Source organism: Ferrovibrio sp., from assembly GCF_965278975.1.
Classification (GTDB): Bacteria; Pseudomonadota; Alphaproteobacteria; order Ferrovibrionales; family Ferrovibrionaceae; genus Ferrovibrio.
In genome coordinates this window covers 4189740-4215875 of sequence record NZ_OZ257126.1, presented here as the reverse complement: position 1 = coordinate 4215875, position 26136 = coordinate 4189740, and the positions used below count along the sequence as shown (strand labels likewise).

General features: G+C 65.1%; 38 protein-coding genes and 2 tRNA genes. 20 read left to right on the top strand and 20 right to left on the bottom strand.

The genetic code is table 11. The features are described from left to right. Position 1: 1 nt before the first annotated feature. Positions 2-1066 carry an ABC transporter substrate-binding protein gene (locus ACQY7X_RS20290; RefSeq protein WP_428247275.1) on the bottom strand — a complete coding sequence of 355 codons (1065 nt, stop codon included), beginning with the start codon at positions 1064-1066 and terminating at the stop codon, positions 2-4. A gap of 229 nt (positions 1067-1295) precedes the next feature. Between ACQY7X_RS20290 and ACQY7X_RS20285 the strand changes: the two genes are divergently transcribed. Both ACQY7X_RS20285 and ACQY7X_RS20280 read left to right on the top strand, forming a co-directional pair. Further along, entirely contained in the window at positions 1296-2006 is a 711-nt protein-coding gene (locus tag ACQY7X_RS20285; RefSeq protein WP_428247273.1) for a GntR family transcriptional regulator, read from the top strand. A gap of 369 nt (positions 2007-2375) precedes the next feature. Next, complete coding sequence (locus tag ACQY7X_RS20280) at positions 2376-2801, top strand: hypothetical protein (protein WP_428247272.1); 426 nt, start codon at positions 2376-2378, stop codon at positions 2799-2801. Positions 2802-2927: 126 nt separating this feature from the next. On the opposite strand, the gene ACQY7X_RS20275 is transcribed toward ACQY7X_RS20280, so the two are convergent. Continuing rightward, positions 2928-3004, bottom strand: a tRNA-Ser gene (locus tag ACQY7X_RS20275). Positions 3005-3281: 277 nt separating this feature from the next. Here ACQY7X_RS20275 and ACQY7X_RS20270 point away from each other — a divergent pair. Beyond that, the gene (locus ACQY7X_RS20270) at positions 3282-4574 is read left to right on the top strand and encodes an amidohydrolase family protein (protein WP_428247271.1); all 1293 of its coding nucleotides are present in this window, start codon (positions 3282-3284) and stop codon (positions 4572-4574) included. Positions 4575-4707: 133 nt separating this feature from the next. Here ACQY7X_RS20270 and ACQY7X_RS20265 read toward each other — a convergent pair. The 18 genes from ACQY7X_RS20265 to ACQY7X_RS20180 form a co-directional block, all read right to left on the bottom strand. Beyond that, positions 4708-4797: transfer RNA gene (locus tag ACQY7X_RS20265), tRNA-Ser, on the bottom strand. Positions 4798-4871: 74 nt separating this feature from the next. Then, a complete protein-coding gene (locus tag ACQY7X_RS20260) occupies positions 4872-5984 on the bottom strand; it encodes a tyrosine-type recombinase/integrase (RefSeq protein WP_428247270.1) in 1113 nt (370 codons plus the stop codon). Beyond that, entirely contained in the window at positions 5981-6250 is a 270-nt protein-coding gene (locus ACQY7X_RS20255) for a hypothetical protein (protein ID WP_428247269.1), read from the bottom strand. Before ACQY7X_RS20255 ends, ACQY7X_RS20260 begins: the two co-directional genes overlap by 4 nt. Beyond that, complete coding sequence (locus ACQY7X_RS20250; RefSeq protein WP_428247268.1) at positions 6247-6657, bottom strand: hypothetical protein; 411 nt, start codon at positions 6655-6657, stop codon at positions 6247-6249. The genes ACQY7X_RS20255 and ACQY7X_RS20250 overlap by 4 nt, the downstream gene beginning before the upstream one ends. After that, positions 6629-6898, bottom strand: a complete 270-nt coding sequence (locus ACQY7X_RS20245) for a hypothetical protein (RefSeq protein WP_428247266.1) — start codon at positions 6896-6898, stop codon at positions 6629-6631. Before ACQY7X_RS20245 ends, ACQY7X_RS20250 begins: the two co-directional genes overlap by 29 nt. Further along, complete coding sequence (locus ACQY7X_RS20240) at positions 6891-7076, bottom strand: hypothetical protein (protein WP_428247265.1); 186 nt, start codon at positions 7074-7076, stop codon at positions 6891-6893. Before ACQY7X_RS20240 ends, ACQY7X_RS20245 begins: the two co-directional genes overlap by 8 nt. Beyond that, on the bottom strand, positions 7069-7356 hold the full coding sequence (locus ACQY7X_RS20235; protein ID WP_428247263.1) for a hypothetical protein: 288 nt from the start codon (positions 7354-7356) through the stop codon (positions 7069-7071). Before ACQY7X_RS20235 ends, ACQY7X_RS20240 begins: the two co-directional genes overlap by 8 nt. Next, positions 7343-7753 carry a hypothetical protein gene (locus tag ACQY7X_RS20230; RefSeq protein WP_428247261.1) on the bottom strand — a complete coding sequence of 137 codons (411 nt, stop codon included), beginning with the start codon at positions 7751-7753 and terminating at the stop codon, positions 7343-7345. Before ACQY7X_RS20230 ends, ACQY7X_RS20235 begins: the two co-directional genes overlap by 14 nt. Before the next feature lie 3 nt (positions 7754-7756). Then, on the bottom strand, positions 7757-7963 hold the full coding sequence (locus ACQY7X_RS20225; protein ID WP_428247260.1) for a hypothetical protein: 207 nt from the start codon (positions 7961-7963) through the stop codon (positions 7757-7759). Then, positions 7960-8217, bottom strand: coding sequence for a hypothetical protein (locus ACQY7X_RS20220; RefSeq protein WP_428247259.1), 258 nt, complete (start codon positions 8215-8217; stop codon positions 7960-7962). Before ACQY7X_RS20220 ends, ACQY7X_RS20225 begins: the two co-directional genes overlap by 4 nt. After that, entirely contained in the window at positions 8217-8501 is a 285-nt protein-coding gene (locus ACQY7X_RS20215) for a hypothetical protein (protein ID WP_428247258.1), read from the bottom strand. Before ACQY7X_RS20215 ends, ACQY7X_RS20220 begins: the two co-directional genes overlap by 1 nt. Beyond that, complete coding sequence (locus ACQY7X_RS20210) at positions 8501-10216, bottom strand: ParB/RepB/Spo0J family partition protein (RefSeq protein WP_428247257.1); 1716 nt, start codon at positions 10214-10216, stop codon at positions 8501-8503. Before ACQY7X_RS20210 ends, ACQY7X_RS20215 begins: the two co-directional genes overlap by 1 nt. Positions 10217-10238: 22 nt before the next feature. After that, entirely contained in the window at positions 10239-10457 is a 219-nt protein-coding gene (locus ACQY7X_RS20205; protein ID WP_428247255.1) for a hypothetical protein, read from the bottom strand. Next, positions 10454-10750 (bottom strand): hypothetical protein, encoded by a 297-nt coding sequence (locus tag ACQY7X_RS20200; protein WP_428247254.1) that lies wholly within the window; start codon positions 10748-10750, stop codon positions 10454-10456. The genes ACQY7X_RS20205 and ACQY7X_RS20200 overlap by 4 nt, the downstream gene beginning before the upstream one ends. Then, positions 10747-11049 (bottom strand): hypothetical protein, encoded by a 303-nt coding sequence (locus ACQY7X_RS20195; RefSeq protein WP_428247253.1) that lies wholly within the window; start codon positions 11047-11049, stop codon positions 10747-10749. Before ACQY7X_RS20195 ends, ACQY7X_RS20200 begins: the two co-directional genes overlap by 4 nt. Further along, positions 11046-11519 (bottom strand): helix-turn-helix domain-containing protein, encoded by a 474-nt coding sequence (locus tag ACQY7X_RS20190; protein WP_428247251.1) that lies wholly within the window; start codon positions 11517-11519, stop codon positions 11046-11048. The genes ACQY7X_RS20195 and ACQY7X_RS20190 overlap by 4 nt, the downstream gene beginning before the upstream one ends. A 480-nt stretch (positions 11520-11999) precedes the next feature. Beyond that, positions 12000-12485: a thermonuclease family protein gene (locus ACQY7X_RS20185; protein WP_428247250.1), complete on the bottom strand. Its 486-nt coding sequence runs from the start codon at positions 12483-12485 to the stop codon at positions 12000-12002. A 77-nt stretch (positions 12486-12562) separates the two neighbouring features. After that, entirely contained in the window at positions 12563-12922 is a 360-nt protein-coding gene (locus tag ACQY7X_RS20180; RefSeq protein ID WP_428247248.1) for a helix-turn-helix domain-containing protein, read from the bottom strand. A 118-nt stretch (positions 12923-13040) separates the two neighbouring features. On the opposite strand from ACQY7X_RS20180, the gene ACQY7X_RS20175 reads away from it, so the two are divergent. The 17 genes from ACQY7X_RS20175 (at position 13041) to ACQY7X_RS20095 (ending at position 26063) form a co-directional block, all read left to right on the top strand. Continuing rightward, entirely contained in the window at positions 13041-13325 is a 285-nt protein-coding gene (locus ACQY7X_RS20175; protein WP_428247247.1) for a hypothetical protein, read from the top strand. Next, positions 13318-13737, top strand: coding sequence for a hypothetical protein (locus ACQY7X_RS20170; protein ID WP_428247245.1), 420 nt, complete (start codon positions 13318-13320; stop codon positions 13735-13737). Before ACQY7X_RS20175 ends, ACQY7X_RS20170 begins: the two co-directional genes overlap by 8 nt. Positions 13738-13897: 160 nt before the next feature. Further along, positions 13898-14239 carry a hypothetical protein gene (locus tag ACQY7X_RS20165; RefSeq protein WP_428247244.1) on the top strand — a complete coding sequence of 114 codons (342 nt, stop codon included), beginning with the start codon at positions 13898-13900 and terminating at the stop codon, positions 14237-14239. After that, a complete protein-coding gene (locus tag ACQY7X_RS20160; RefSeq protein ID WP_428247242.1) occupies positions 14239-14406 on the top strand; it encodes a hypothetical protein in 168 nt (55 codons plus the stop codon). Before ACQY7X_RS20165 ends, ACQY7X_RS20160 begins: the two co-directional genes overlap by 1 nt. Next, positions 14396-14884 (top strand): hypothetical protein, encoded by a 489-nt coding sequence (locus ACQY7X_RS20155; RefSeq protein ID WP_428247240.1) that lies wholly within the window; start codon positions 14396-14398, stop codon positions 14882-14884. The genes ACQY7X_RS20160 and ACQY7X_RS20155 overlap by 11 nt, the downstream gene beginning before the upstream one ends. Beyond that, positions 14881-16002 (top strand): DUF7146 domain-containing protein, encoded by a 1122-nt coding sequence (locus ACQY7X_RS20150; protein WP_428247239.1) that lies wholly within the window; start codon positions 14881-14883, stop codon positions 16000-16002. The genes ACQY7X_RS20155 and ACQY7X_RS20150 overlap by 4 nt, the downstream gene beginning before the upstream one ends. A gap of 88 nt (positions 16003-16090) precedes the next feature. After that, positions 16091-18223: a hypothetical protein gene (locus ACQY7X_RS20145; RefSeq protein WP_428247237.1), complete on the top strand. Its 2133-nt coding sequence runs from the start codon at positions 16091-16093 to the stop codon at positions 18221-18223. A 404-nt stretch (positions 18224-18627) separates the two neighbouring features. Beyond that, a complete protein-coding gene (locus ACQY7X_RS20140; RefSeq protein WP_428247235.1) occupies positions 18628-19221 on the top strand; it encodes a hypothetical protein in 594 nt (197 codons plus the stop codon). A 286-nt stretch (positions 19222-19507) separates the two neighbouring features. Next, positions 19508-21151 (top strand): hypothetical protein, encoded by a 1644-nt coding sequence (locus ACQY7X_RS20135; protein ID WP_428247233.1) that lies wholly within the window; start codon positions 19508-19510, stop codon positions 21149-21151. A gap of 14 nt (positions 21152-21165) precedes the next feature. After that, positions 21166-21333 (top strand): hypothetical protein, encoded by a 168-nt coding sequence (locus ACQY7X_RS20130; protein WP_428247232.1) that lies wholly within the window; start codon positions 21166-21168, stop codon positions 21331-21333. After that, a complete protein-coding gene (locus ACQY7X_RS20125) occupies positions 21330-21512 on the top strand; it encodes a hypothetical protein (protein ID WP_428247231.1) in 183 nt (60 codons plus the stop codon). Before ACQY7X_RS20130 ends, ACQY7X_RS20125 begins: the two co-directional genes overlap by 4 nt. Before the next feature lie 87 nt (positions 21513-21599). Then, complete coding sequence (locus ACQY7X_RS20120; RefSeq protein ID WP_428247230.1) at positions 21600-21800, top strand: hypothetical protein; 201 nt, start codon at positions 21600-21602, stop codon at positions 21798-21800. Next, positions 21801-23450 (top strand): portal protein, encoded by a 1650-nt coding sequence (locus ACQY7X_RS20115; protein ID WP_428247229.1) that lies wholly within the window; start codon positions 21801-21803, stop codon positions 23448-23450. Next, positions 23447-23740: a hypothetical protein gene (locus tag ACQY7X_RS20110; RefSeq protein WP_428247227.1), complete on the top strand. Its 294-nt coding sequence runs from the start codon at positions 23447-23449 to the stop codon at positions 23738-23740. Before ACQY7X_RS20115 ends, ACQY7X_RS20110 begins: the two co-directional genes overlap by 4 nt. After that, positions 23718-24017, top strand: coding sequence for a hypothetical protein (locus ACQY7X_RS20105; RefSeq protein ID WP_428247226.1), 300 nt, complete (start codon positions 23718-23720; stop codon positions 24015-24017). The genes ACQY7X_RS20110 and ACQY7X_RS20105 overlap by 23 nt, the downstream gene beginning before the upstream one ends. Before the next feature lie 3 nt (positions 24018-24020). Then, positions 24021-24989 (top strand): hypothetical protein, encoded by a 969-nt coding sequence (locus ACQY7X_RS20100; RefSeq protein WP_428247225.1) that lies wholly within the window; start codon positions 24021-24023, stop codon positions 24987-24989. A 192-nt stretch (positions 24990-25181) separates the two neighbouring features. Next, entirely contained in the window at positions 25182-26063 is an 882-nt protein-coding gene (locus ACQY7X_RS20095; RefSeq protein WP_428247223.1) for a phage capsid protein, read from the top strand. Positions 26064-26136: the final 73 nt, after the last annotated feature.

Genomic DNA, 26136 nt, shown 5'->3' with positions numbered 1-26136 from the left:
CTCACAGCAATTCGCGGTTCCAGCGTTCGATCCAGCCCGCTCGGCCCTTGGCGAAATGCGCCCAGTCCGGCGCGAACAGCGTGGCGGAATCCGGGAAGCCCGCCGGCTTGGTGGCTGCCGGGTTTACTGGTGCCACGAAAGCCTTGGCCGCCAGCACGCTCTGCACCTCGGGGCTGAGGAAGGCTTCCAGCGTGGCATCGGCGAGGCCGGGGTTGGGGCCGCTCTTCACCTTGGCGAGGCCGGACGGCATGGCGAAGCCGCCTTCCTTCGGGATTGCCAGATCGATCGGCGAACCATCCGCCTTGCGGATCAGGGTATAGGCCGAGAACTGGCCGGCGATCAGCGTTGCCTCGCCCTGTTCCAGCAGGTTAATCGCCTGCGGCGCGTTGGTGTAGATGTTGAGCAGGTTCGGCTTCAGGCTTTTCAACTTGTTGAAGGCGGCGTCGATTTCGTATTGCGCTTCCTTGAACGGCTTGCCGGTTTCCAGATGCGCCGCTACCAGCAGGGTCCAGTAGCCCTCGGTGTTGTTCAGCGACGGCACGATGATGCGGCCCTTGTTGCCGGCGGCCCACAGGTCGGTCCAGCTTGTCGGCGGCGTTTTCATGCGGGTGCTGTTGAAGGCGATGCCGGCCCAGGGCTGCTGGTAGTTCACCCACAGCCCGTCGCGGTGCACGGCGGTGCCGGCCAGCTTGGCCATGGTCGGCACGGCGGCGGGCGACATCTTCTCGATCAGGTCCTGGTCGGCGGCGGCGATCATCACCGGGTCGTCCATCACCACCACCGACATTTTCGGCGCCGCCTTGTCGGCCTGCATCTTCTGCAGGTTGGTCAGCGAATTGGTGCCTTCATAGAGGATCTTGGCGCCGATCTTCTTTTCCATCAGCGGGAAGATATCGGCGTTGAAATATTTCGCCGCGCCGGCCGGGCCGCCGATCACGATCTCCTTGCCCTGCGCCCGCACGATGGCCGGGGCGCCGAAGCTCGCCAGGGCCGAGGCGGCGAGGCCGCCCTTCAGCATTGCCCGGCGCGTCAGTGCCATGGATTGAGAAGTCCGCTTGATCGTCATACGCGCCACCTTTCCCCGTTGCTGCGGCGCCGAGCCCGGCGCCACCCCTGCAAATGACAACGCAAGCCTTGTGCCAAGTGTGCACATTTTATATAAATAATTGGCAGCTATGGGTTTTCATCTTCGTATTGAAAGCTGCCGGCACAGCCTAGCATGATAATGTGCACAAAAATATTCAAATTGTGCACATTTGTTGGGCGGTGCGTTTATCTGGAGCAGAGCAGGGGCCTTGAGTACACGTCCACGCACCAAAAGCGCGCTGAAAGGCGATGCCGGCCTGGATGAGGCGATCTATGCCAGGATCGCCGAGGCCATCCTGCATGGCCGCCTGAAGGCCGGCACCAAGCTGCCGGAACAGCGCCTGGCCGCCCTGTTCGGCGTATCGCGCGAGCGCATCCGCAAGACGCTGCACCGCTTGGCCGCCGAGCGCCGGCTCGAAATCATCCCGAACCGTGGCTGCTTCGTGCCGAAGCCGACCGTCGAGGATGTGCGCACGGTGTATGAAGCGCATCGCGTGTTCGAGGCCGGTATCATCGAGCAGCTCCTGCGCGTGCTGGATGAGCGCATCCTGGCGGCGCTGGAGGCGCATCTTGCCGCCGAGCGTGATGCTGCCGAGCGTGGCGACCGCGCGGCCTCGGTGCGGCTTTCCGGCGCCTTCCACCTGCTGCTGGCGGATCAGCTTGGCAATGCCGAGCTGTCGCGTTTCCTGCGCGAACTGCTCAGCCGTTCATCGCTGATGGTGTCGGTCTATGAACCGGCGCAATCCTCGCTCTGCGCCGTGGATGAACATGGCGCCATCGTCGCCGCTTTGCGCGCCCGCGATCTCGCGGCGGCACTCAGGCTTTCACGCGAGCATTTCAGCCATATCGAAAGCCGGCTGAACCTCGAACGCGGCACGCCCGAGGAGCCGGACCTCGCGGCGATTTTTGCGGAAGAATGATAAGTTCGTATTGGCTGGTTTCCGAATCCAAGCATTTCACCATCAGTATCGACGCTTTACGAAATAGAGTGATGCGCATTCGCAGATACAAGCATGTGCTCGCCTTGAGATTGTGAATGCCGAAGTGTTGGTGTGGCATTGCAGAGGGTTTTGCAGCAAGCTGTGCGGTGACGATACAGCATCTAAAAAAGCCATAAATTTCCTCCCTTTCAATTGCACTTGTTAGATCATTGCAATTTATCCCATGTGCAAAATGTGGCATTTCGGCAACGTCTCCGAAATTAGCCGCGCCGACTCTCATGCATGCTGTTCACATGATTGTACGGGCACAGTGTTACGTCGAGAATTGCCGCGTACTTGGATTCGCACATGGTATCCAAGGCAGTTTTAGAAACATTGGGGGATGCAGTGAAGAAGTTTGTAACAGTGAGTGCTGTGCTGCTTTGCGGGTTGGTTCTCAATGGGTGCGTCTATCCTGATCCGACCTATAACATGTACGCTCCAGGCGGAGCGCTGGCGGACAAATCCGAAGGCCCTGTGATTTTGGCTTCGGCTGACGACAACATGCTCAAGACGATGTTCCCCGTTGGCACTGGCCGCGACCGCGTGATGCAGTCGCTGGGCGTGCCGAAGACGACATCGAGCAATTCCGACGGCACGACGGTTCAGATCTTTTCCCACACCTTCACCAGCTATCAGCGCAAGGTGGTGCAGATGAATATGCTGACGGTTACCTACGACCCGGAAGGCAAGGTGAAGTCGACTGCGCTGACAAAGACAAACAGCACCTGGTAATACCGGCGCTTCAGTATGCCGATTGCGGATCATGCCCGGGTCATCGCCCGGGCATGATGCTTTTTGGACTTTGGGGTATTTGTGTCGAGTGTTCCGCTGTCAGTCATCGAGCGCGCTATATCCTGCTGGAAACCAAGAAAAGGTTGAACTTCCAGGGATACAAGCGGTTTTCAAGACCGCTGCCTCAAACCACTGGACCAGTTTTCACCCCGCGACCGATAGCCAGGCGGTGGAGTCGGTCAGCCCTTGATTCGGGAGGGCTGGGTGTTTTGGCCCATTAAGTTTTTCAACTTTGCTCTCTCTGGCTTTGTTGGTTTTCCAGGCTGCAACCTGCTTGTTGCAAAGTAACTTTGCCCCCTGGCATTGCACACCCATTCTTCACATTTTTTGCGGAAATCCAGCCAGTATTAGACCTGTCTTGCTTGTTTTCCTGTTTCAGTCGCGTAATTTCACACAGTGGCTGTGTTGCATGAATCGGCGTTGCAGCAGTGGTCCGGCAGAAATGCCGCATTCACAGGGAAAATGATGATGAAGAGTTTGCAGAAAACGCTGGCTGGCACCTGTATAGCAGCGGCCGTCGGGATGGGCGTCTTGTCTTTGGCATTCGTATCGATGGCGGAAGCGCAGCCGATGCGCCGCCAGGGCATGCAACAAGGCGAAGGCCCCGCAGCAGGTGGCGCACATGGCGGCGGCCAGGGCGGCGGCCAGGGTGGCATGGCGCGGGAGGAGGGCGCTGGCCCACGGATCAAAGGGGAGGTGCCGCGCTGGCTTGATACCCATGTGCACTTGGTCAGTGGTGTAACCAATACCACCGGCGACTGGGTTGGAGCGGTGCGCGTTGCCTTGGCCGACATGGATAAGAATGATATCGGCTTGGCTATCATAATGCCGACGCCGCAGCCGCCTGGCGGCAATGTCTACGATATCGCCGATTTTGCCGATGCGGTTAAAAAGCACCCAGACCGCTTCACCTTCCTTGGCGGCGGCGGCACGCTGAATCCAATGATCCTGCTCGATCCCGATGCCGAGATGGTGAGTGAGGCCACCAAACAGAAATTTACCGATATCGCCAATGGCATCATTGACGCGGGCGCTATTGGCTTTGGCGAAATGGCAGCCACCCACTTATCCCACGCCGACGCCCATGCCTATCACCGCGCACGCCCGGATCACCCGCTTTTCCTGCTCTTGGTCGAGATCGCGGCAAAACGCAATGTGGTGATCGACCTGCATATGGATCTCGTGATCCAGCCGATGCCGCCGTTGCCAAAATTCAAGGAACTTTCGCAGCGTAATCCGCCGATGCTGGTGCCAAATCTGGCGCAGTTCGAGAGGCTTCTTGCTCATGAGCGGGGGGCTCGCATTGTCTGGGCGCATGCCGGCGCCGACCATACCGGCGATCTAAGCGTGGACCTGATCCGGCGGATGATGCAGGAACATCCGAACCTTTACATGAGCCTGAAAGCTCTGCCGCAATCGCCGCAGCCGAGCATGCCGCTGGCGGGCGAGGGCAGGCTGCGACCGGAATGGCGACGGCTTATCGCCGAATTTCCAGATCGGTTCGTGATTGGCACCGACCGCTTTTATGGTTCGTCGGCAACCGGGCTGCGCGGCTCCGGTGCACAGAACCAGAGAGCATCGGCTGGCAGTATCTTCATGGAGCGGACGGTGCCGCTCACTCAGGCAGCACGAAATCTGCTGTCGCAACTGCCGCCGCAATTGGCACAGAAGGTGGCGGTAGAGAATGTGAAGGCCATATACCGCCTGCCATAGACAACCATCCAATCGACATATCGGGGATAGGCGCCTGGCGCTTTTGTAAGCAGCAGGCATGTCGCATGGTCAGCCTGCGGTCTGCCGCTGCATGCTGACGTCTCGGAAGTACGAATGGCCTGGGGTTGTGAGATGGCGGATGGGGTGAGATTCGAACTCACGGTACCCTTGCGAGTACGGCGGTTTTCAAGACCGCTGCCTTAAACCACTCGGCCACCCATCCTTGCCGGATTACCGCTATATTCTAGCGGTGACGTTCAACTGAAAATCCGAACCCGATGTGAACGCGTTCAACTTTCAGCGGTCGCCGGACTGTTTACGGGCCGCGCGCGCCGCGGTCAAGGATGCCACCTTATCCATTGCATTATCCGCCTGGGTGGTGGTCGGCCGCACATAGCGGCTGACGACGTTGCGGGTCTTGTGCCCGGTGATGGCGCGGATCTCGTCGTCGGTGCAGCCGGCATCGCCAAGGCGTGTGGCGCCCGAGCGGCGGAAGTCGTTGAACTGCAATTCGCTGCGCAGGCCGGCCGCCTTGCGGATCTCGGGGAAATAATGCTGGAACGAGTTGGTGTTCCAGGGCCGGCCCGTCTTGTCGTCGATCAAGATGTGCAGCGGCCGCACGTTCTCATCAGCCAGCGCGGCCAGGGTTTCATCCAGCCAGGCTTTCAGGTCGGGCAGACAGCGCACATCGATCGGCTTGGCGGTTTTCAGCTGGTCGAAGCGGATCCGGCTGCCGTCATAGGCAGGCCATTTCATCGCCAGCACATCCTGTTCGCGCTGCGCCAGGTTGAACGCGATGGTAGCGGCAAGCGCCATCGATCGCCGGCCGGCCGCCACCGCGGCCACGCGGAAGGCCTCGTATTCCTCCGGCGTCCACACCACGTCGCGTTCTTTCGGCGCCGGGATTTTCAGGCCGGCGAACGGGTTGTCCTTGCGCCATTCCTCGTCGGCGGCATAGCTGAACAGGCGCCGCGCGCTGCTGTAGCAATGATAGGCCATCGCCGGCCCGCTCTTGGCTTTCACCTTGCGCAGCCATTCCTTGGCGGCCTTGCGGCCGATCAGCTGAAACGGCTGCTCGCCGGCATAGGCTTCGAGCTTGCCGAGATAGTATTCGTGGTCCGCGCGGCTGCGCGGCTTCAAGGCTTTGAATTCGTCGGATTGCAGGAACAGCGATATCAGCGCGGCGATGCTGCCGGGCTTGGCGGCCGCCGGCGCCGGCGTGCCCTGGTAGTAGTCGTCGGCCTTGGCATTCCATTCCTCGGCCGCGGCAATCGCTTCGGGCAGGCTGGCGGGCAGACGCACCACGGCGAAGCCGGCCGCCTTCAAGGTGGCGCTCGGGCTCCAGTAGTAGCGCAGGCTGCCGTCGCTGTTGCGGCGGCTCACCAGGTGCCGCACCTTGATCTGGGTCATACTTGTCTCCCTGCCAGTGCTGCCGTCACCTCTGCCTCGGTGCGGGGCTCCGGCCGTTGCCGGCCGGTACGGATGGCCGCCGGCGCCGCCCGGTCAGACCATGCCACGACTTCCGACACCCGATAAAGCCCGGTGCGCGGGTCCGGCTTGGGAAAATCGGCCCATGCCGGATGGTCTTTCAGCCGCTGCCGCAGCCATTGCGCTGAATGGCCGCCGAATTCGGCGGCCACCTGGGCCATGGTCCATTGCAACGGCCGCTCGGTCACTGCGCGGCCTCGTCGCCGGTGCCTTGGTGGTCGCTGTCGGCTTCGCCGCTGTCGAGCGGTGCATCGGGCAGGGCCGGCGGCTGGGGTGGCGTCCGCGCGCTAAGCGCGAGGGTGAAGCCGCCGGTGCCCTGGCCTTCGGGTAATGTATCGGGCAGCGCCGCGCGGAAGGCGATGACACATTCCTTGAACGCGGCAAAGGTGATGGGCAGCTTCTGCTCCAGCAAGGCCAGCGCCGGCTTGCTGGTACGCAGGAAGTGATTCACCTCGGCCTTGCTCTGGCACAGACCGAGGGTGAAGCCGAGCAGTGTGCGCAGGGTTTCAAGCTCCTGCAGCACCGCCGCCGGCGCCTTGGCGGCCGCCGGCATCTGCATCACGCCGTCAGTCATCGGCGGGCTCGTAATCATCATCTTCGTCATCTTCGGCATCTTCGGCCAGGTGCCAGCCCGGTTCCGCGGCGCAGCTGTCGCAGATGGCCGGGCCGTTCGGGTTGCAATGGCTGTAGACCTTGCGGCCGCATTCGTTGCAGGTCCAGTAGGGCGGTGTGCCGGTGAGCTGGAACGTGTGAACGCTGGTCTGGCTTGCCTGCCTGGCCGTCACGCAGGTTTTGCAGGTGCAGATGATATCGCCTGGAATGACGGGGTCAGCCATGGCCGAATATCCTCGCCAGTTGCTCATTCTGCTGCCAGCCGGGAAACTCCAGGCAGTGGATGCATTTGGCCGGGCTGTTCATCGGCGCGCAGAGCCGCCACACTTCCTGGCCGCAGTCAGTGCAGGTGAAATGTTCGGTGTGGCCATCGGCCCGGAACGCCTTGATGTTATCAGCCATTGCCGGACCTCTCGTGCTCTGGGGCTGGCCTGGCGCCTGGCCAGATGGGGCGCTGGCCGGTTTGCTTCTCGATCATGCGACCGACGAGTTCGCGCATCAGATCCATGAAGCCTTGCTTCACCGCTGGGTTTTCAATCACGGCGGTGAAACGCACGGAGCCCAGCAGGATGGCGCGCTCCATGGTGCCGGGCATCGCATAGTATGCGTTCCACCAGTCGCCCTCGTGGCGCAGCGCCAGGCGGCCGATCTGGGCAAGCGGTTGTCCATCAGCTCGTGGCATGGCTGGCCTCCTTTTGACGCTGCAGCAGATACTGCTCAAGTTCGGCCATGGCCTCGGCATCGCCATCGCGCCAATCCCGGAGCCATTCGAGGGCATCGCCGTTGCCCGGTTCGTGGTTGGCGTCGAGCGCGAAATCGATGGCCGCGTTTAGCCGCTCGATGCGGCTCTCGGGGGTGATCGGCGTGGGGCGGCTGCCGAACCAGGTGTCGGGAACATCAACCGTCATCACGTCGTAGATGGCACCGGGTTCGTGGTGGTCCTTGCGCAGGTCCTCGATGGCGCCGGCGAGCGGCGAGTAGATGGTGCGGGCCGACAGGCCCGCCGCGTGATGCGCCATGCTCTCATCGGCGAACAGCGCGGCATCCTTGCCGCGGAGTTTCACGAGATACATCTTCATCTGTCAGGTCCTTTCGAGGGTGAGGCGGGCGGTGCCGGTGGCGAGCTGTTCGGCCAGCTCGAAGGCGATAGCCTCGGCCTGCCCGGCATCGCTGGTGGCGATGCGGATGATCATGTCCGCGCCGTGGGTCGAGACGCGGAAGCGGTCGGCCGGGCCGGCCAGCCGCAGGCTGGTGGCGGTGGCCACGATGGTGGCGGGTGGATGGCTCATTCGGCGCGGCTCCCGCAATGGTCGCACAGGCGGTTGTGGTTGCCGGCGCTGGGAAAGACCCGCCTGCAGCAGAGGCAGGGCCGTTCACGGGCGCCTTCGCCCATGAACACCTTGGCGGCGCGCGGGCCGCGATAGCTTGGCTCGTGGCGTGTTTTGCGAGCGGCGGCGGCCGGTGGTGGTTCCGGTGCCGGCGACTGCACCGTCGCCGGCACCGGCGGCCGCAAGTCCCAGGGCGGCGGAGGCGAGGCGGTCATCAATGCACCGCCTTTGCCGACTTGCCCGCCGGCGCCTGGCGGATGCCCTCGGCAATGTTGGCGTTCAGCAGCCGCACGGCCTCGTCGGCCGTCACCAGTTTGGCTTCCGCGATGGCAACCGTCTGACAGCCGAGCAGCTGCGCCACGATGGCGAAGACCTCAAGGTTGTTGAGGTTGGTATGCCGGCGGTGGGCGTCGGTGATGGCGGCGGCCAGGTCCTTGAGGAAAGCCCGGTGGGCGTCGTTGGGGGTGACGTCAACAATGTCGGCTTCTGGCGCGCCCATCACGCGGCCCTCTTCTTGGCGGTGGTCTTGGCGCCAGCCTTCGCGGCCTCGGTTTCAATGTCGGTCTGCTCGGGCAGCAGGTGCTTCGGCAGTTCGACGCCGAATACTTCGGCGGCGATGAACGCGGCTGGCGCCAGTTCCTTCGACCCGCTGTAGCACAGGGCCGGATTGCTGGCGGCGAGCGCCAGGCCCATCACCCGCGCGAGCGCGGATGGCGACAGGGTCTTAAGCTGCTGCCAGATGGCATCCAGGCTGCCCGGCTTGGCCGTGTGTCCATCAAGGTGCCGGGTGATGCCGGCTTCCTTGGCGGCGGCAGTATCGAAGGGCATTTCGCCGAGGGCGTTGAAGATTGGATCCTCGGTCAGGGTATCCAGCAGAGCCAGCCGCAATGCGTTGATCGGATCGGCCAGCAGCGCCGCGCGCAGCTGGTCGTTCGCCTTCATCACCGCCCGGCGCTGGCGCTCGAATTCCTTTTCCTTGTCTTCGGCCTTCTTCTGCGCTTCCGGGCTCATCGGACCCGCGGCGCGAGGTACCGGCCGGCGGATGCGGTTTTCGTGCAGGCTGAATTCGCCATCCCAGGGATTAACGACAAGAACCACACCGACCAGTTTAGGGTTCGTGAAGGCATCGGCCTCGGGGTATTCCCAGCTGACAAAATGCTCGACGACTTCGGCGAAGTGGTGGTTCTTGCGCAGCTCAATGGCTTTGGCCCTGGCGGCTTTCATCTGCAGTTTCAGAAATGCTTTTTTGTCGGTGAAGAACTGGTCTTCGCCAATCTCGGTCGTCTCCAGGCCGCAGTCGCGGGTGTCGAAAATCGCATAGGCCACCGGCACCATGTCATCGCTGGCAACGCCGACGAGTTCGGCCACTGTGGCGCCGCCTTCCCGCAGCGCCCGGGATAGAACATCACCCTTGTTTCCCTCCGGCGCCTGCAGGATGACGCGGGCCTGGCTGACGGTGATCTTGTTTTCCGCCAGCGCCTGGCGCGCCTCTTCGGGCAGCTTGGTGACCAGGGCGATGCGCTGCTGGACGTAGCGGTCGGAGAAGCCCAGCGCCGCGCCGATCTTCTTGGCCGACCAGGCTTTCGGGTCGAGCTGCTGCAGCTGCAGGAAGCCGTTGGCCTCGTCGATCGGGTCCATGTCGCGGCGCTGCAGGTTTTCGATCAGCGCCATGGCCAGGTGCTGGCCATCATCCACGGTGACGATGCGCACCGGCACCAGATAATCAGCGGCGATGGTGCCGCGCCGCACCAGGATTTCCAGCGCGCGGAAGCGGCGCTCGCCGGCAACGATTTCATAGGCGCCTTCGCCGGCCTGGCGCACCACCAGGTTCTGCAGCAGGCCCTGGGCCGCGATGCTGTCGGCCAGTTCTTCCAGCGCCGCCGGGTCAAACGTCTTGCGCGGATTGAGCAGCGATGCCCGCAGCAAGGCCAGTGGCACCAGGCTGACGGCGGGATCCTGTTCGGCGGCGACGACACTGGCGGCGGCCGGGCCCTCAAGGCCGAGCAGGGCAGAGAGGCTACTGCCAAGCGTGTGCGCCAAAGCGCGTAAGGTGGGCAGCGACAGGGCATCGGCGCGGTCGGCGCCGGTCTTGCTGGCGGCCTTGCTTAAAGTGCCGGTTCCGAGGTCGGCGAGGGTTTCAAGGCCGCGCTGGCTCATGCCTTGGGCCTGCATAAGGGCCAGCACGCGGTCGATGGGGTGGAGTTTGGTGGTCATGGCTGTTTTCCTCGGTCGGATTTCAGTAAGGGATGTCTTCCGCGTGCCAGGCCGTGTTCCTGGTGGCGAAGGGGCGAACCGTGTTCGCGGCGGCTTCGGTGGTGGCGGTGGTGGTGAGGGTTGGCCGGGTGATGATCCAGACCGCGCTGTTATCGGCGCGGCGGACGAGGCAGCGGCCTTCCAGGCGGCACAGGACACGCATGGTCTGCCAGTCGTGGATGGGTGCGGCGGCCGGGGTCATGCCGACACCCGGCCGCTGTGAGGCACGCGCGGCTGTTCGAGTGGTGGCAGCAGCCGGTGCTGGCGCAGGATGCGCATGGCGTTTTCCAGCGCCACGGCACAATCGAACTCGTCCTGTGCGGCGTCGTTGTCGCCGGCGCTCTTGAAGCCGTTGCCGCGCGCCATGTGGCGGTTGGCGGCGACTTCGAGATAGCGGGCGACCACATCGGCCTGTTCGGCCTCGGTGAGCTGGCGCGGGATGGGTGTGCGCATCACGCCAGGCGCGGGTACGCTAGCCTTGCCGCGCCGGCTCATGACGCCCTCCGCTCGGATTGCTGCGCCGGCTTCATCGGCATCGCCTCGGCCAGAGTGAGCAGCGCGGCGCGCTGTTCGGCCGAGGCGATGATCTCGATGCCGATGCCATTGGGGCCGCTTTCATCAAGCATGGCGATGCGGTCCGCCGGCGGCAGGGCCTTGAGGGTGGCAGCGACGAGTGCCCCGGCCAGGCCGCCGAGCCAGTCGCGGGTTGGTCCCTCGGCCGCGTTGCGCATCAGCCTGCGGAAGTGGCGGCCGTCTATCGCCGGCTGGGCATGCTCCACCTTGGCGGCCATCATGCGGCCTCCAGGTCGATGGTGGGCGGCAGCGCCGCCCGCGCCTCGGTTACAACGGCGATCGGCTGCGGCTCCAGCTTGATACCGACCAGGGCGGCGGCGATGGTGCGCAGCGCCCGGCGCGCGGCGGGATCCTGGATGCCGCCGAACAGCTGCATCATCTCGATCGCCTCGCGGCGGTTGGCGAAGCTTTCGGCCGGCAGGGCGGCGGCATCTGTGGCTGTCGCCGTGAAGAAATAGCCCGGCTGCACATTCAGGATTTCGGCGAATTGCTGCAGCCGGCTGCCGCCGATGCGGTTGTGGCCCTTCTCGTATTTCTGGATCTGCTGAAAGCTGATGCCGACGCGGCCGCCCAGCACGGTCTGGCTCAAGCCGGCCAGCACGCGGGCGGCACGCAGGCGGCCGCCGATGGCGGCGTCCTCGGCGTTGACCGCCCTTGGCGGGAATTTCCTGGCAACGGGTGAAACTTGCATGTTCGGCCTCCGTGGGTTGAGAGGCCTAATCGGTAACGCAATAAGTTACAAAGCGTCAAGTGAAAAAGTAACGTAAATAGTTACCGTCTAGAAAAGAAGCCGCACCCGGGAGGTCTGTCACTCTCTTCCCGGCAAGCCTGGATCAAGGCTAGGCGCGCCTTCCCAATGAACGTCATGCTTAGTTCCTCGTCACGAGGTGCGCGAGCTGTAATCCACTTGCTGCAATAGGAGAAATCCGGACGATCCAGGCAGTCTCGTCTAAGCCACTCCCAAATTTTGGGAACAGGGTCAGCTTCGACGATGATGGCTCGGCAAATTGTAAGAGTTGGATAACTGCCGGCAAAAAGGCAGTTTTCGACATCCCGGCCTTCAGGAGTTGTGGCCCCCGAACGAATTTCTGGAAAAGGTCTGAGGGTGAATTGCGCTGCGGTTGGTTCTGCGCAAAGCACAAGCATCATCGGCACTACATAACGCAGCATCTCACCCTCCGTGCCTGAAGGCTTCGGGCTTCGCATCGCAGCTGCCGGCATGCAGGCCGCGCCGCGCGGCGCGGGCTTCGGCCTCCAGCGGCGCATAGCGCGGCGAATAGCGGGTATAGGCATAAGCCCAGCCCTCGGACACCATCCGGGCGCCGATATCATCGCCGGCGACAAAGCAGGTGGCGACCACGCGCTTGTATTTGTCGATCGCTTCGGTGGCGCAGGAAACGCTGCGTTCGGCGAGCCAGGATTTCAGCCAGGCCGCCGCCTGCTGGCCCGGGCGCCAGGTCTGCGGCTTGCCATCCGGCCCCGGCCGGGTGCAATCCTGGCGCCATTCCGGCGCATCGATGCCGAACAGGCGGATCTCGCGGCCGGCGATGTAGAGGCTGTCGCCATCCTTCACCTGAGCCGGGCCGGTGATATCGGCGGCCAGGGCGGCAGGCAGGCGTGCATTGCCGGCCAGGCAGAGGCACAGCAGGGCGAACATGGTTCGCGCCGCACGCTTTAGCGCAGCGTCAATCCTCGGCCATGCCGCCATGGGTTGAGAAGAGGCGCAGACTCGGCTCAAGCCGCGGCCGGCTTAGGGCGCGAGGCGGGGTCTCCTTCATCGTCTGCATTGCTGCCGGCCGATTTCGGAAGCGAAGAAGCAATCTGTAAAAAAGCCCTGCGGTCGGCTTCTGCGAGGCCGCGATACAGCTCAAGCACGGCCTTTTCATCCGGCGTCACTGCCGGCACCGTATCCTCAAGCAATTCAAGCGGGTGGCATTGCAGCGCCTCGGCCAGCCGTTCGATCCATTCGGTGGAGAGGCGCGATTTGCTGTTCTCCAGCCGGCCCAGATGCTGCTTGGTGGTGCCAAGCTTCTCGGCCAGTTCTTCCTGGGTCAGGCCTCGGTCAAGGCGGAGGTCACGCAGTCGGTTACGCATGGTGGCAATGTAACACCGCACGATACGGTAGTCGGCAACCGATATCGTTACTACATCTTGACATTGGGTAACTGAAAATGTTACTTCGGGCCATCTTAACCAAACTAGCGGCCCGGTTGTGACCCTGCGCGAGTGGCTCGACAAAAACGATATCACTGTTCCGGCCTTCGCCCGGCAGATCGGCAGGTCGCGGATGCAGGTCTGGCGCATCGTCAATGGCGGTGGCTGCAGCCAGTCGACACAAGCCCGGATTATCGGTGCGACGGATGGCGGCGTGACTGCCGATGACCTGTTGCCGCCCGGGCTCAAACCCGTTCCTCCCCATGGTTTGAATGGGCAACTCCAGGTCCCGGCCGGGGCGCAGTCTCCGGCCGGGCATTTTTTGGAGGCGGTTAATGGCTGATATCGATTGGGCCGATCTTAACCGGCAGCTTGAACTGGCCTGGCCCGGCAAGGGAGCGCGGCCGCTGGTGCCGGCGGATGGCCCGATCGCCTATTACGATGAGGCTGGGCGCCTGCGGTATCTGCCGCTGCCGGCCGGCGGTGCCGGTCAGTTGTGGCGCGACATGGCGGCTTCTTCCGCCACCGCCGCCAGCAGCGTGGTGCAGAGCCCGCGCAATTCCGCCGGCATGTCGTCGACCATCCGCCAGACCGGGTCGAGGTCTATGGGGTGGTGGCGCAACATCTGCACCAGTATCGCACGCGTTATCGTCTGCTGCGCGACGACGTTCAAGGTGAAGCGCCGGGCTTCTTCGCTGTCCATCTCTGTCTCCGAGTCGGTGGAGCGCGATTGTAGCGGAGGCGGGCATGGCTGACGCCGATCCTTATGGCCGTGACCTTTTCGGGAAGTTGCTGCCGGCCGGGGGTGGAGCCCCGGCGCGGCAGCTGGCTCTGGGTTTGACCGTGTCCCTGAAGCCTCCAGGCGGCGGTTTCCCGCTGCGCCTTTCACTTTGGCGCAGCGATGGGAGCAAAGACATGGGACAGGTTACGGGCGCTTTCCCCGAGCCGGAAATCGGGCCGCGCTGGGCGGCGGCGTTGCGGCGGCGCTATCCGGGCGCGCACCAGGCCAAGCGGATCGCGCGGGATTTCGACTGCGAAACCCGCACGGCCGAGGCCTGGCTCGGCGGCCAGGCACCCTATGCCAAATACCTGATGCGCGGCTGGCGGCTGCATGGCGCGGCCCTGGTGGGCGAAGTGCTGGCGCCCGACGATGCGGCGCAGCGCGCTGCGCTGAATGAAGCGGCGCTGATCGGCCTGGAGGCGCGCATCGCCACGCTGGGCGCCGACCTGGCGCTGCTGCGGCGGGAGCGGACTTGATGTGGCCAGCACGCGCCATCGATAGCCTGTCGCGGCTGGCCGAGGATGCGCTGCTGTGGCTGGCCGAGCATGCCCATGCCCTGGCAGCCTTCTGCGCGAACCGTGTTCGGGGCCTGCGCGAGGGCCGCGGCGCGCAAACGGGCGAGGGGGGTGGCGATGTTTTATAGCGGCGTGACGCCACCGCCGATGCCGGGGGCCAGCGAAACGCTGGCGGATGATCCGGCCGCGCGCGCGGCGCAGGAAGCTCGCCGCCGCCGGCATCGGCTCGATGCGGTGCCGTTGCAGCTTCCCCAGGCGGCGCCGGCGCTGGGTATCACGGTGCATTGGGATTACTTCGGCTGGCCGGTGTTGGTGGCCTTGCATTGGGATGACGTGCCGCGGGTGGTGGCGCTGCGGGTGCTGCTGGCGCCGCCGCAGCTGGAGGCCGAGGTGTCGCTGGGCTGCAGCGTGCTGTCGATGGCGCTGAAACGCTACGGCGGCGCGCAGTGCCTGCTCGATGCCGGCATGGATTTTGGCCATCACCCGGTGTTGGCGCGGGCCGCCGAACTTGAACGCAATGCGGCCTGCATCATCACCGAGGCGCGCCAGGTGCTGGCCGACCGGCTGGCGCGCGAGGCGATTGAGCAGCGGGAGGCGGGGCGATGAGTGAGAACCGCCACCTGCACAGCGTTGGCGAGATCGCGCGGATGCTGGATGCCCGCGCGCTGGATCTGTGCCAGGACCTTTTGCGCGGCGGCCGCCGCCAGGGGCGCGAATGGGTGGCCAAGGATTTCAGCGGCGCGCCCGGCACGGAATTGTCGGTGTGCATCGCCGGCGAAAAGCAGGGTGTGTGGAAGCAATTCAATTCGGCCGCGCCGATGCATGGCGACATGCTGGAATTCGTGCGCATGGCGGTGTGCGGCGGCGACAAGGTCGCGGCCATCCGCTGGGCCAAGGCCTGGCTGGGGATCGATGGCGGCGATGCCGATGCCCTGGCGCGCACGCGCCAGGCGGTGGCTTTGCAGAAGCGGGATCCAGGCCCTGACCGTTCGGCGAGGCAGAAGCGGGAGAAGGCCTATCGCACGCTGAACGGCAGCGCGCGTTTCGCGGGCAGTATGGCAGAGCTATATCTGCGCGGCCGCGGCATCGATTTCAGCCGGTTGACCGGGCGGATCACGGCTTTGCGCTGCCATCCCGGCCTGGGCTACTGGATCGGTGGCGACAAGCCGCAGTTGCTCGGCACCTGGCCGGCGATGGTGGCGCCGATCTTCGATTTCGAGGGCCGCTTCAAGGCGATCCATCGCACCTGGCTGGCACCGCGGGCCGATGGCTCGGTCGGCAAGGCGCCAGTGCCGGATGCGAAAAAGGTGCAGGGCCTGATGCGCGGCGGGTTCATCCCGCTATGGCGCGGGACGCGCGTGGATCCCGCCACCGGCGAAGTGAAACCCGGCCTGCCGCTGCGCGATGCCGGCGGCGATGTGGTGATCGACATTACCGAGGGCATCGAGGACGGCGGCAGCGTGGCGATGCATTGCGAGGATGCGCGCGTTGTCGTCGGCATCTCGCTTTCCAACATGGGCTGCATCGACTGGCCGGAGAATGTGTCGACGGTGAATTTCTGGCGCCAGAACGACAAGCAGGGCGGGCCGGCCGAGATGGCCGCCGATGCCGTGGTGCAGGCGTGGCAGCGGCAGGGCAAGCGCGTGCGGCTGTGCCGGCCGCCGCCGCAATTCAAGGATGTGAATGACTGGCTGCAGGCCAGTGCGCGGGAGAAATCGGCATGACAGACCTGGGTTTGCGGCTGCTCTGTGCGCTCGGCCTGCTGGCCGGGCTGGGTGTGTTGTTGCTGTGGTGGCTGGGGAGTTTTAAGCGATGACCGACAATAAGGTGGTGGATATCCGCTCTATGCGCGAGGGCGCCGAGGATGCGCCGCCGCTGGAAAGCGATGCGCCGCCGAACGATGGTGGCGGAGACGCGCCGGATGACGATGGCCGGCGCTACCGCCTGCCCGATGGCTGCCCGGTGCGGCCGCTCGGGGTGATGGCCAAGCTCTGCTACTACCTGGATGCCCAAGGGCAGCTGCAGGAATTGAGCTGGAAGGATCACAGCCGCAACAACATCATGGGCATGTTCGGCACCAAGAATTACCTGCTGGAGGAATTCTGGCCGCGCAAGAAAAAGGTGAAAGATCCAGATACCGGCGAGGAAGACTGGATCGTTACCGGCTGGAAACCGGAAGAGGCGGCTGATGCGCTGGTGGCGGAAGCCAGCAAGCTGGGGATCTGGAGTCCGTATGAGCGCGTGCGCGGCGTGGGCGCCTGGCGCGGCGCGGCCGGCGAGCTGATCATCCATGCCGGCAGCGAGATCTACATCGGCGCCAAGCCCGGCGATAGCGGCTATAGCGCCACCTGGCTGCAGGCCGGCACCTATGGCCCGCATCTCTATCCCACCGGCGAGGCGCAGCTGCGGCCGCGCGCCAGGCCGGTGCCGGCCGGCGGCGCGCGCAATGCCAAGGGCAGGCCGCTGAACCCGGGCGATGCGCTGCTCGCCGATTTCAACACCTGGAACCTGGCGCGCGGCGAGATCGACGCGCATCTGCTGCTCGGCGCCGTGGCCAGCCAGCGTATCGGCGGCGCGCTGGATGTGCGGCCGGCGGTATGGCTGACGGGCTCGCGCGGCACCGGCAAGACCGGGCTGGTGAAGGCCATCAATGATTTCCATGGTGGCGAGCATGGCGTGGTGAAGCTGGAAAACACCACCGAGGCCGGCGTGCGCCAGCAGCTGAAATACTCGACGCGGCCGGTGCTGCTGGACGAGAACGGCGATGATGGTGACGAGGGCAACCCGCAGCGGGTGCGCGGCATGATCCAGCTGATGCGCATCGCGGTGAGCGGCGGCCGCTTCGGCCGCGGCGGCGGCGATCACCAGGGCGTGGTGTTCGTGGCGCGCAGCTCGTTCATGAGCGCCAGCATCCTGATGCCCAACCTGATGCCGCAGGATCGCAGCCGCATGCTGATTGTCGAGCTGGGGCAGTTGAAGGCCGGCCAGCAGCCGCCGGACATGGCGGCTGATCGCTGGCGCGCCATGGGACAGGCGGTGACTGACCGCCTGGCGCAGCAATGGCATCGCTTCGATGAGACGCTGGCGCTGTATCGCGCGCTGCTGATGAAGCCGATTGCCGAGGGCGGCGGCGGCCATGACGGCCGCGGCGCCGATATTTTCGGCACGCTGCTGGCCTGTGCCGACCTGGTGCTGCATGACGCGCTGCCACATGCCGACGATGACGGCTTCACCGTCTGGGCCAAGCATCTGCGCGCCGATGAGCTGTCGGAAACCTCGGGCGGCCAGAGCGATGAAGAGGAATGCTGGCAGCATCTCATGTTCTCGCCGATCGATCCGTATCGCAGCGGCGGCCGCAAGCTGATTTCGGAATGGATCGAGCGGGCGGTGGGCGCCAAGCCGGAGGGGCGCGAGATCCCGTACACCATGACCGAGGCGGCCGAGGCGCAGACCGTGCTGCAGGGCTTCGGGATGCGGCTGTGTGGCCTCAAGGAACTCAACCGGCTCTATGGCAATAAGCCGCCGCCCGGCATCGCCGTGCCGTTCCTGGCGGTGGCCAACAAGCATCCGGCCCTGGCGGCCGTGTTCAAGGATAGGCGCTGGGGCGCTGGCGTGTGGCCACAGGCGCTGAAACGCCTGCCTGGTGCGCTGGTGCCGCCGCGGCCGCTGTGGCTGTCGGGCGGCGAAGGCGATGCCATCGCCGGCGGTGCTGTGCGCGTGGTGCTCGTGCCCCTGTATGCCAGAGGGGCGGGCTCCGGCAGCGGTGGCCAGGCCGGCGATCAGCCGGCCGGTGCGGCCACCGCGCAGTATGGCAACGGGTCGGCGGACGCCGCGCCGGGGCGCGCGGCGGGCGGTGACGCATCATTACCCTTCGACCAGCCATGGCCAGGCGGAGGTGCGGCCGCAGGCCCAGGCCCGGGAGAAGATGATGATCTCCCGTTTTAAATTTTTTTGCCTCGCCCCGGCCCGTGGGCGGTCACACAGGGTATCCGCGCGCGGTTTGGCGCCGCCTGCGCGCGTTGGTTGTGGGCTTGGCGCCCGGGTTTGGGGGAGTGTAAGGCCGCTGTAAGGCCGGTTTTGTTGATTTAGTCAACAATATCAATGGTCTTACGCTCTTACATACTTACGCGGCAAGCCGCAGATGTGCGGGCGCGCGTGCGGGCGCAGGCGGGTGGATGGTGATTGTAAGTTTGTAAGATTGTAAGAAATGGTGAATAGATGAATAAGACCAATGACTTACAGAATTACACGCGTCTTACGCGCAGTCATGCCGCTGTAAGGCCGCTGTGCCTGCCTGCCTGCCTGCTGGCCGCGTCTGCGCCGAAAACCAATAAAATATTGGGGTTTTAATGGGCGAGGGGGCGAAATCGGGGCTCAAGACCGCGCTGGGGCAGGCCGAGGCGCTGCACGAGCCCGAACCGGCGCCGATGCAGCTGCCGCTCTATCCGGCCGATGCGCTCGGTGCGCTGCCCGCTGGCGCGGATCGCACCGCTGTCCTGCGCGAGCCAGGGCGGCGCGGCCGTCCGCCTGGCGCCACGAACAAGAGCACCGGCGCGATGCGGGAATTCATCCTCTCGCGCTACCGCCATCCGGCCTTGGTGCTGGCCGAGACCTACAGCCGCGATACCGGCGATCTGGCCGCCGAACTGGGCTGCACGCGGTACGAGGCCTTCAAGCTGCAGCGCGAGGCCGCCGCCGATCTGCTGCCCTACGTCCAGGGCAAGATGCCGGTAGAGGTGCAGGTGACCAGCAACGTGCCGGTGCTCATGCTGGCCGATCCGAGCAGCTGGTTGGGCCAGGCCGAGGGCGATGCGCTGCCCGATCTCGGGGCGATGGTGCCGATCCAGCAAAATCAAGGGGTTATCGAGGGTCAGGCGGTCGAGTTGAACGCCGGGCAGTTGAACGCGGACCAATCCGGCCCGGAAAACGGGGATAAAGCATGATCCAGGCGGCGGATCGAATAACCGCTGTGCGCGTCGGTCGGACGCCAGCCATGCGCCATCCGCAGCTCGCGCCACGCGCCATGCGCCGGCTGCATGCGTTTCGCGAGGGGGCACCCCCCCAAGCCGCCGCGCCCTGTTTGCCGCCCCTTGGTGCAAAATACCCCCCGAATTTTCCGGCGCGAAATTCAGGACCGGCCGGGTTCGCGGGCCCGGGACACCGGGGCGCCGGGATCTCGGGCGCGGGCCGCGAACACGGTTCGCATCCAGCTTGGGGCGGGGGGCGGGCATGAGCGGCTTCCGCAACTACACCACCAAGGCGCAGACGCTGCAGCGGTTCCTGCGCAGCAATGCCGATGTGCGCGCCATCATGGGCCCGGTCGGTTCGGGCAAGACCGGCGCCTGCCTGATCGATCCGGTCTACCGCGTCATGCGCCAGGCGCCGCACCCGCGCGATTACGAGCTGGTCGGTGGCCAGCGCCTGTATCTGCGCAAGGTCAAGCACGCCGTCATCCGTTCCACCCAGCGCGATCTCGAGCGCACCACCATTCCCTCCTGGCTCTACTGGTGCCCGAAGAACATGGGGCATTGGACCGGCGGTTCTGGCGGCGTGCCGGCAACCCACACGCTGCTCTGGGATCTCGGCGACGGCACGGCGGCGCAGCTGGTCAAGGAATTCGTCGGCCTGGGCGAGAAGAAGCCCGACGAGGCGCTGCCGGGCTGGGAGGGCTCCAGCGGCTATCTGAACGAGGCCGATGGCCTGCCCGAAACGGTGCTCACCTACCTGCGCTCCCGTGTCGGCCGCTATCCGGCGCGCGAAGCGGCCATCGGTTTCGAGGGCGCCAGCTGGGCCGGGATCAGTCTCGATTTCAACGGCGTCGATGATCAGCATTGGCTCTACGATAAGTTCGTCGAAGCCCGCCCCGAGGGCTGGGAATTCTTCCGCCAGCCGCCGGCCTTGCTGCGCGCCGGCGCCGGCTTCACGCTCAATCCGGCGGCCGAGAACCTGGATAACCTGCGCCCGGGCTACTACGAGGGCCAGGTCGCCGGCCAGCCGGCCTGGTTCATCCGCGCCAAGCTGCTCAACGAATGGGCCGGCCTGCGCGATGGCGACCCGGTCTACACCGAGTATGACGAACCCTTCCATCTCTTCCCCGGCGCCCTGCCTGCCATCCCGGGCCTGCCGCTGGTGCTCGGTGGCGATGCCGGGCTGCATTCCGCCGTCGTCGTCTGCCAGCAGGATCTGTTCGGCCAGCTCCGCGTGCTCGAAGAGATCATCGCGCCGGATAGCGGCATGGGCGCCGAGGCCTTCGGCCAGCTCGTCAATGCCGTGCTGCGCCAGCGCTATCCCGGGCATCGCGTCGAATGCTGCTATTATGATCCCGCCGGCAACGCGCGTAGCGCCACGGATGAGCGCAGCTGGGCCATGGTGATGCAGGCCGTCACCGGCATCTCGTTCCGCGCCTGCGAAACCAACCTGCCAGAAACCCGCCAGCTGGCGGTGCGTTCGGCATTGCTCATGCCGCTGGTCATCGATGGCAAGCGCGCCCCAGGCCTGCTGGTGTCGAACCGCTGCCGCAAGCTGGTGCGCGGCTTCAACGGCGCCTATCGCCTCAAGCGCACGAAAGACGCCGCCGGCCGCATCATCCCGGAAGCCGACAAGAACCACCCCTACAGCGACGTTCACGACGCTGTGCAGTATGTCGCGGTCGGCCTCGGCTATCACCGCCAGGCGATCGACCGCTACCGCCACCAGGCCCAGGCGCCGCGCCAGGTCCGCGCGGAAGACGACACCCACCGCGCCGAATACGAACGCGGCCGCGGCAACCGCCACGGCATTGGCGGCCCCGGGCCGTATGGGGGCGGCCCGGCCATGGCCGCAGCCGACTGGCGCCGCGAGGCGCCGCGCCAGGAATACGCCGATGACAGCTAAGCGAGGATCCGATCATGTTTCATGACCACTGCCCAGCCTGCAATCACCACAGCCTCGGCCTGAACTACCCAACAGCGCCGGAATACCTGACTGATGATGAATACAATGCCTGGCTCGAAAGCGGCGATGCGGATGAGCCTATCGGCGTGATCTGCGGCAATTGCGGATATGAAGCGGAATGAATGCGGCAAAAAATGAGCGCGGCGCCGGCCGCAAGCGCAAGCTGACGCCCGAACAGGCCGCCGAACTCTCGCGCCTGCGTGCCGAACGGCGGCCATGGAAAGATCTCGAAGCGCAGTTCGGGGCGCACCGCTCCACCCTGGTGGAATACATCCGCCCGGAAAAGATGTCGGGAAATTAATTTCCCGACATCTTCGGGTTTGACCCGGCACGCTGGCGGCAGGCAAGAAAATCAAGACCGTGTATCCCTGTAAGCCCGAGGCCCCCAATGGGTGGAGTTTTCAGCGGCCCGAAAGTGCCGCCACCTACGCCAGTCCCCACTCTTGAAGATCCAGCGATTGCCCAGGCGCGGGCGGCGCAGGCCGCTGCCGAGCGCAAGGCGCAGGGCCGCGCCGCCACCGTCATTACCGGCGGCGAGGGCGATACCTCCGAGGCCCCGCTTGGCCGCAAATCCATGCTCGGCACCTGAATGACTGACCGGGTGCAGGAAATCATTGCCAGCACCGACCGCATGCGGGCGCGCCGTTCGCGGCGTGAAAGCCGCTGGCAGGAAATCCTCACCTACGTCATCCCGATGTCTGCCGCCATCACCACCGCCGATGCGATGGAAAACCGCGACGCGGTGATCGACAATTCCGGCGAGCAGGCCCACGAACGCCTGGCGGCCGCCCTGGTCAGCATCTGCACGCCGTCGATTATCGATTGGTTCCAGATGATCCCGGCCAACGAGGCCCTGCGTGAGGATGATGAAAACGCCGGCTGGAGCCAGGATTGCAGCCGGCGCATGCTGCGTGCCATCCGCGATCCCGATACCGGCTTCGCCGCTGTGCAGCACATGAAATACCAGGACGCCGCCGGCATGGCGCTGGGTTGCAGTGCAGCCCTTGAAGTGCCTGGCGTCGGCATCCGCTTCACCTCCGTGCCGCTGCGCCAGGTGCTGATCGGCGAGGATGCCTACGGCAAGGTTGATACCGTGCATCGCGATTTCGAACTTACCGCGCTGCGGGCCGCCCGGCTCTGGGGACGTAATGCCGGGCCCAAGGTGCTGGAACATGCGGCCGACCCGAAAAAGGCCGATACCACTTTCCGCTTCGTCCATGCCGTGCTGCCGAATGATGAATTCGTGCCGGGCAGCATGCTGGCGCGCAATCTGCCGCTGGCCTCCCTTATGGTCAATGTGTCGGAGAAACACGAGATCGAAGCCGCCGGCTTCCACTCCATGCCGTATCAAACGCCGCGCTGGCGCCGCCGCGCCGGCGATGAATGGGGCCGCGGCCCCGGCGATGTCGCGCTGGCCGATATCAAGCTGCTGCAGCGCACGGCCGGCGTCACGATCAAGGGCGCGGAAAACAATCTCGACCCGGCCTGGATGCTGGCCGACGACGGCATCATCGGCACCTTCCGCAAAGGCAATGGCCGGCTGAACTATGCCCGCACCGATGCCTACTCCCAGGGCCGCGATCCGGCCAAGCCGTTGCTCACCGGCGCGCGCACCGATATCGGCGAGGAAATGATGGCGGGGATCCGCCAGCGCATCGATATCGCGTTCTTCCGCCCGCTGATCGAAATGGTGCGCAAGGACCGGATGACCGCCACCGAGGTACTCGAAGTAAAGGCCGAGGCCGCCCGTGTCATGGGCCCGTATCTCGGCAACCTGCAGTCCGAAGATCTCGGCCCGCTGTTGCTGCGGCTGTTCGATATCATGGAGCGCGGTGGTGCCTTCCTTCCGCGCCCGAACGCCCTGCGCGGCGAGCGCATGGTGCCGGATTACACCTCGCCCGATGCGCGCGGCCAGCGCGTGGCGCAGGCCCGCGGCGTGGCACAGCTTACCGAGCTGATGCAGCCGCTGATCGCCACCAAGCCGGACCTGCTCGACAACCTGGATGGCGATGAAGTGTTCCGCGATACCGGCGCCGTGCTCGGCCTGCCGCAGAAATATTTCGTTACTCGCAGTAAGGTGGCGCAGATCCGCCAGGCCCGCGCCGATGCCCAGCGCGCCGAGAACGAGCGCGTGGCGATGAACGAGGGTCTTGGCGCCGCCGCCGATGCCGCCAGCGCCCTGCCGGCTATCACGCAATCGCTGCAATCGCCCACCGAAGCCCTCGGGGGTGCCGCATGAGTGTCCGCGGCCTGGCGCGTAAAGTCGGCGACTTGATGCGCCGCACCCACGCCTACCGAACATTGTTCGCCAGCGAAGACGGCCAGCTCGTGTTGCGCGACCTGATCGCGTTTTCGGGGCTTCACGCCAATCCCACCGCCGGCAGCGACACCCACGCAACTTATTTCAATCTCGGTATGCAGCGGGTGGTCCGCCGCATCGCCGCTTTCACCAACATGAGCGACGCGGAATTGCTCCGCCTGTCGCAACAACTTGAGGAGGCCCGCCGTGGCGAAGAAACCGACGATTGATCCGACCGCTGATGCCGCTGCTGATCCGGGTGCTGCTGATCCGGCCCAGGCCGAGGGTCGCCCTTCGGCCGGCGAAGCGCTGCTCAACCGTCTTGGCGCCTATGTCTCCTCGGGCCAGGCCTTGCTCGAAGAGCGCATGCGGACCATGCCGTCAAACCAGCTCGCCCTGGCGCAGCAGCATCTCGATGATACCAAGGCGCTGCTGGCCGGCATCGCCGCCATGCACCCGGATGCGCCCCAGGCCGATCCGCCGCCAGTGCAGGAAGCGGAGGCTTAAGCCATGCTGCGCCCTGGCCAGTTCCCAACCATTCATCGTGCCGCTGACGCCGGAAGCGGCGGAGGTGCGGCCGCCGCATCTGGCGGTTCCGGGGCCGCGGCAGCCTCCGCCATCACGCCCGGCGGCGATGCTGGCGGCTTCGTTCTCTCCGATGCCCACAACGCGCTGCTCACCACCAAGGGCTGGATGAAGGAAGGCAAGCCCGATTGGAATGCCGCGCTCGATGGCTACAGCGCGCTGGAACGCACCCTGGGCGCCGACAAGCTGGTGCTGCCCGGCAAGGATGCCAAGCCGGAGGCTTGGGATGCGGTCTACAACAAGCTCGGCCGGCCGGAGTCTGCCGATAAATACGATCTCTCCGGCTTCAAGCCCACCGATGGCGTGCCGTGGGATGATGGCCGCTTCAAGGCCGCCATGCCGAAGCTGCACGCGCTCGGCCTCACCCAGGCGCAGCTCGTCGGTGTCGCCGGCATCCTGAATGAAGACAACACGGCAGTGTTCCAGGGTCTGCGCCAGGCGGCTGACAAGCAGCCGGAGCTTACCAAAGCCGAACTGCAGAAAACCTGGGGCAAGGATTTCGACGTCAACCTCGATCACGCCAACCGCCTAGTGAAGGCTGCTTTCGGCGAGGATCTGGCGGCGGCCAAGGATATCCGCCTGATGGACGGCACCTACCTGCTGGATAATCCCGCGATCGCCAAGGCCTTCGCCGCGGCCGGCAAGCTGATGGCCGAGCCGGCATCGCTGCCTGGTGCCGGCGGCGCCAATGGCGGCGGCGCCAATGGCGGCGGCGCCGTGGCAGGCGAGCCGCGCACGCCGGCCGAAGCTGATGCCGAAATCAGGAAGATCATGAGTGCAGCCGCGGGCGACAAATCGCACGCCTACGTCAATCGCGATCACCCCGAGCACAAGGCGCTGCACGAGCGCATGACCAGGCTTTACACGCTGCGCGCAGGCGGCGGCAAGAACTGACCGGGCAAGGTGGCGGCCATCATGGCTGCTGCCTCCGGCGCACGCGCGTAAGTCGCGCCGCTTCCGGCTGGAGCGTCATCCGGCAAGGCTGTGGGTCTGTGAGCGGTCACCCGCCCGGCAGGCAACCCCTCCGAAGATAAGCGCAACCCGATGCCGTGGCTGGACGCCGCGGCCGAACGCAAGGAGGGCCCAATGCCCGTTAGCACCATTCCTGTCGGCTTTGTCGACAAGTTCCGTGGCGATTACATCCTGCTAAGCCAGCAGAAGGAAAGCCGCCTCTGGAACACCGTGCGCCACGACCCCGATATGCTGCAGGGCCGGTTCGGCTATTACGACTACATCGGCTCGGTTAGCATGTACCAGCGCACCAGCCGCCACCAGGATACCGGCGTGGTCGAAGTGCCGCATTCCCGCCGCCGCATCACCCTGGCGGATTACGAACTGCCGCACCTGCTGGATAAGCAGGATGTCATGCGTCTCGTCGCCGATCCGCAGGGCAAGTACATGCAGAACATGATCGCGGCGGCCAACCGCAAGAAGGACGACATCATCATCAATGCCTGGGAAGCCAATGCCCAGAGCGTCGATGAAAACATGGCGGCGACCCCAATCGCGCTGCCGAATGGGCAGATCATCACCGAGGGCGGCACCGCAGGCCTCACCGTCACCAAGCTGCTCAAGGTCAAGGAAATCCTCGACGCCGCCGAGATCGACGAGGACGAGGGCCGCACTGCGGTGGTCGGCAGCCGCCAGATCACCGACCTGCTCAACACCACCGAGATCAAGTCGGCGGATTACAACACCGTGAAGGCGTTGGCCGAGGGCCGCATCAACGACTTCATGGGCTTCCGTTTCATCCGCATCGAGCGGCTGAATAAGACCGGCAACATGCGGCGCTGCGGCTTCTACGGCAAGAATGCCATCGGCATCGCGGTCGGAGAGGATTTCTCGGTGTCGATCGACCCGCGGCCCGACAAGGGCAATGCCACCCAGCTGCTCGGCACCATGTCCGCCGATGCCACGCGCATCGAGGACAAGAAGATCGTCGTCGTCGAAAGCTACGAGGCGCCGTAAGGCACCGCGCCAGGTCCAGGCCGGCGGCGAAGGTAATGCCGCCGGCTGCGTCCCCCGCATCCTTCAATCGGAG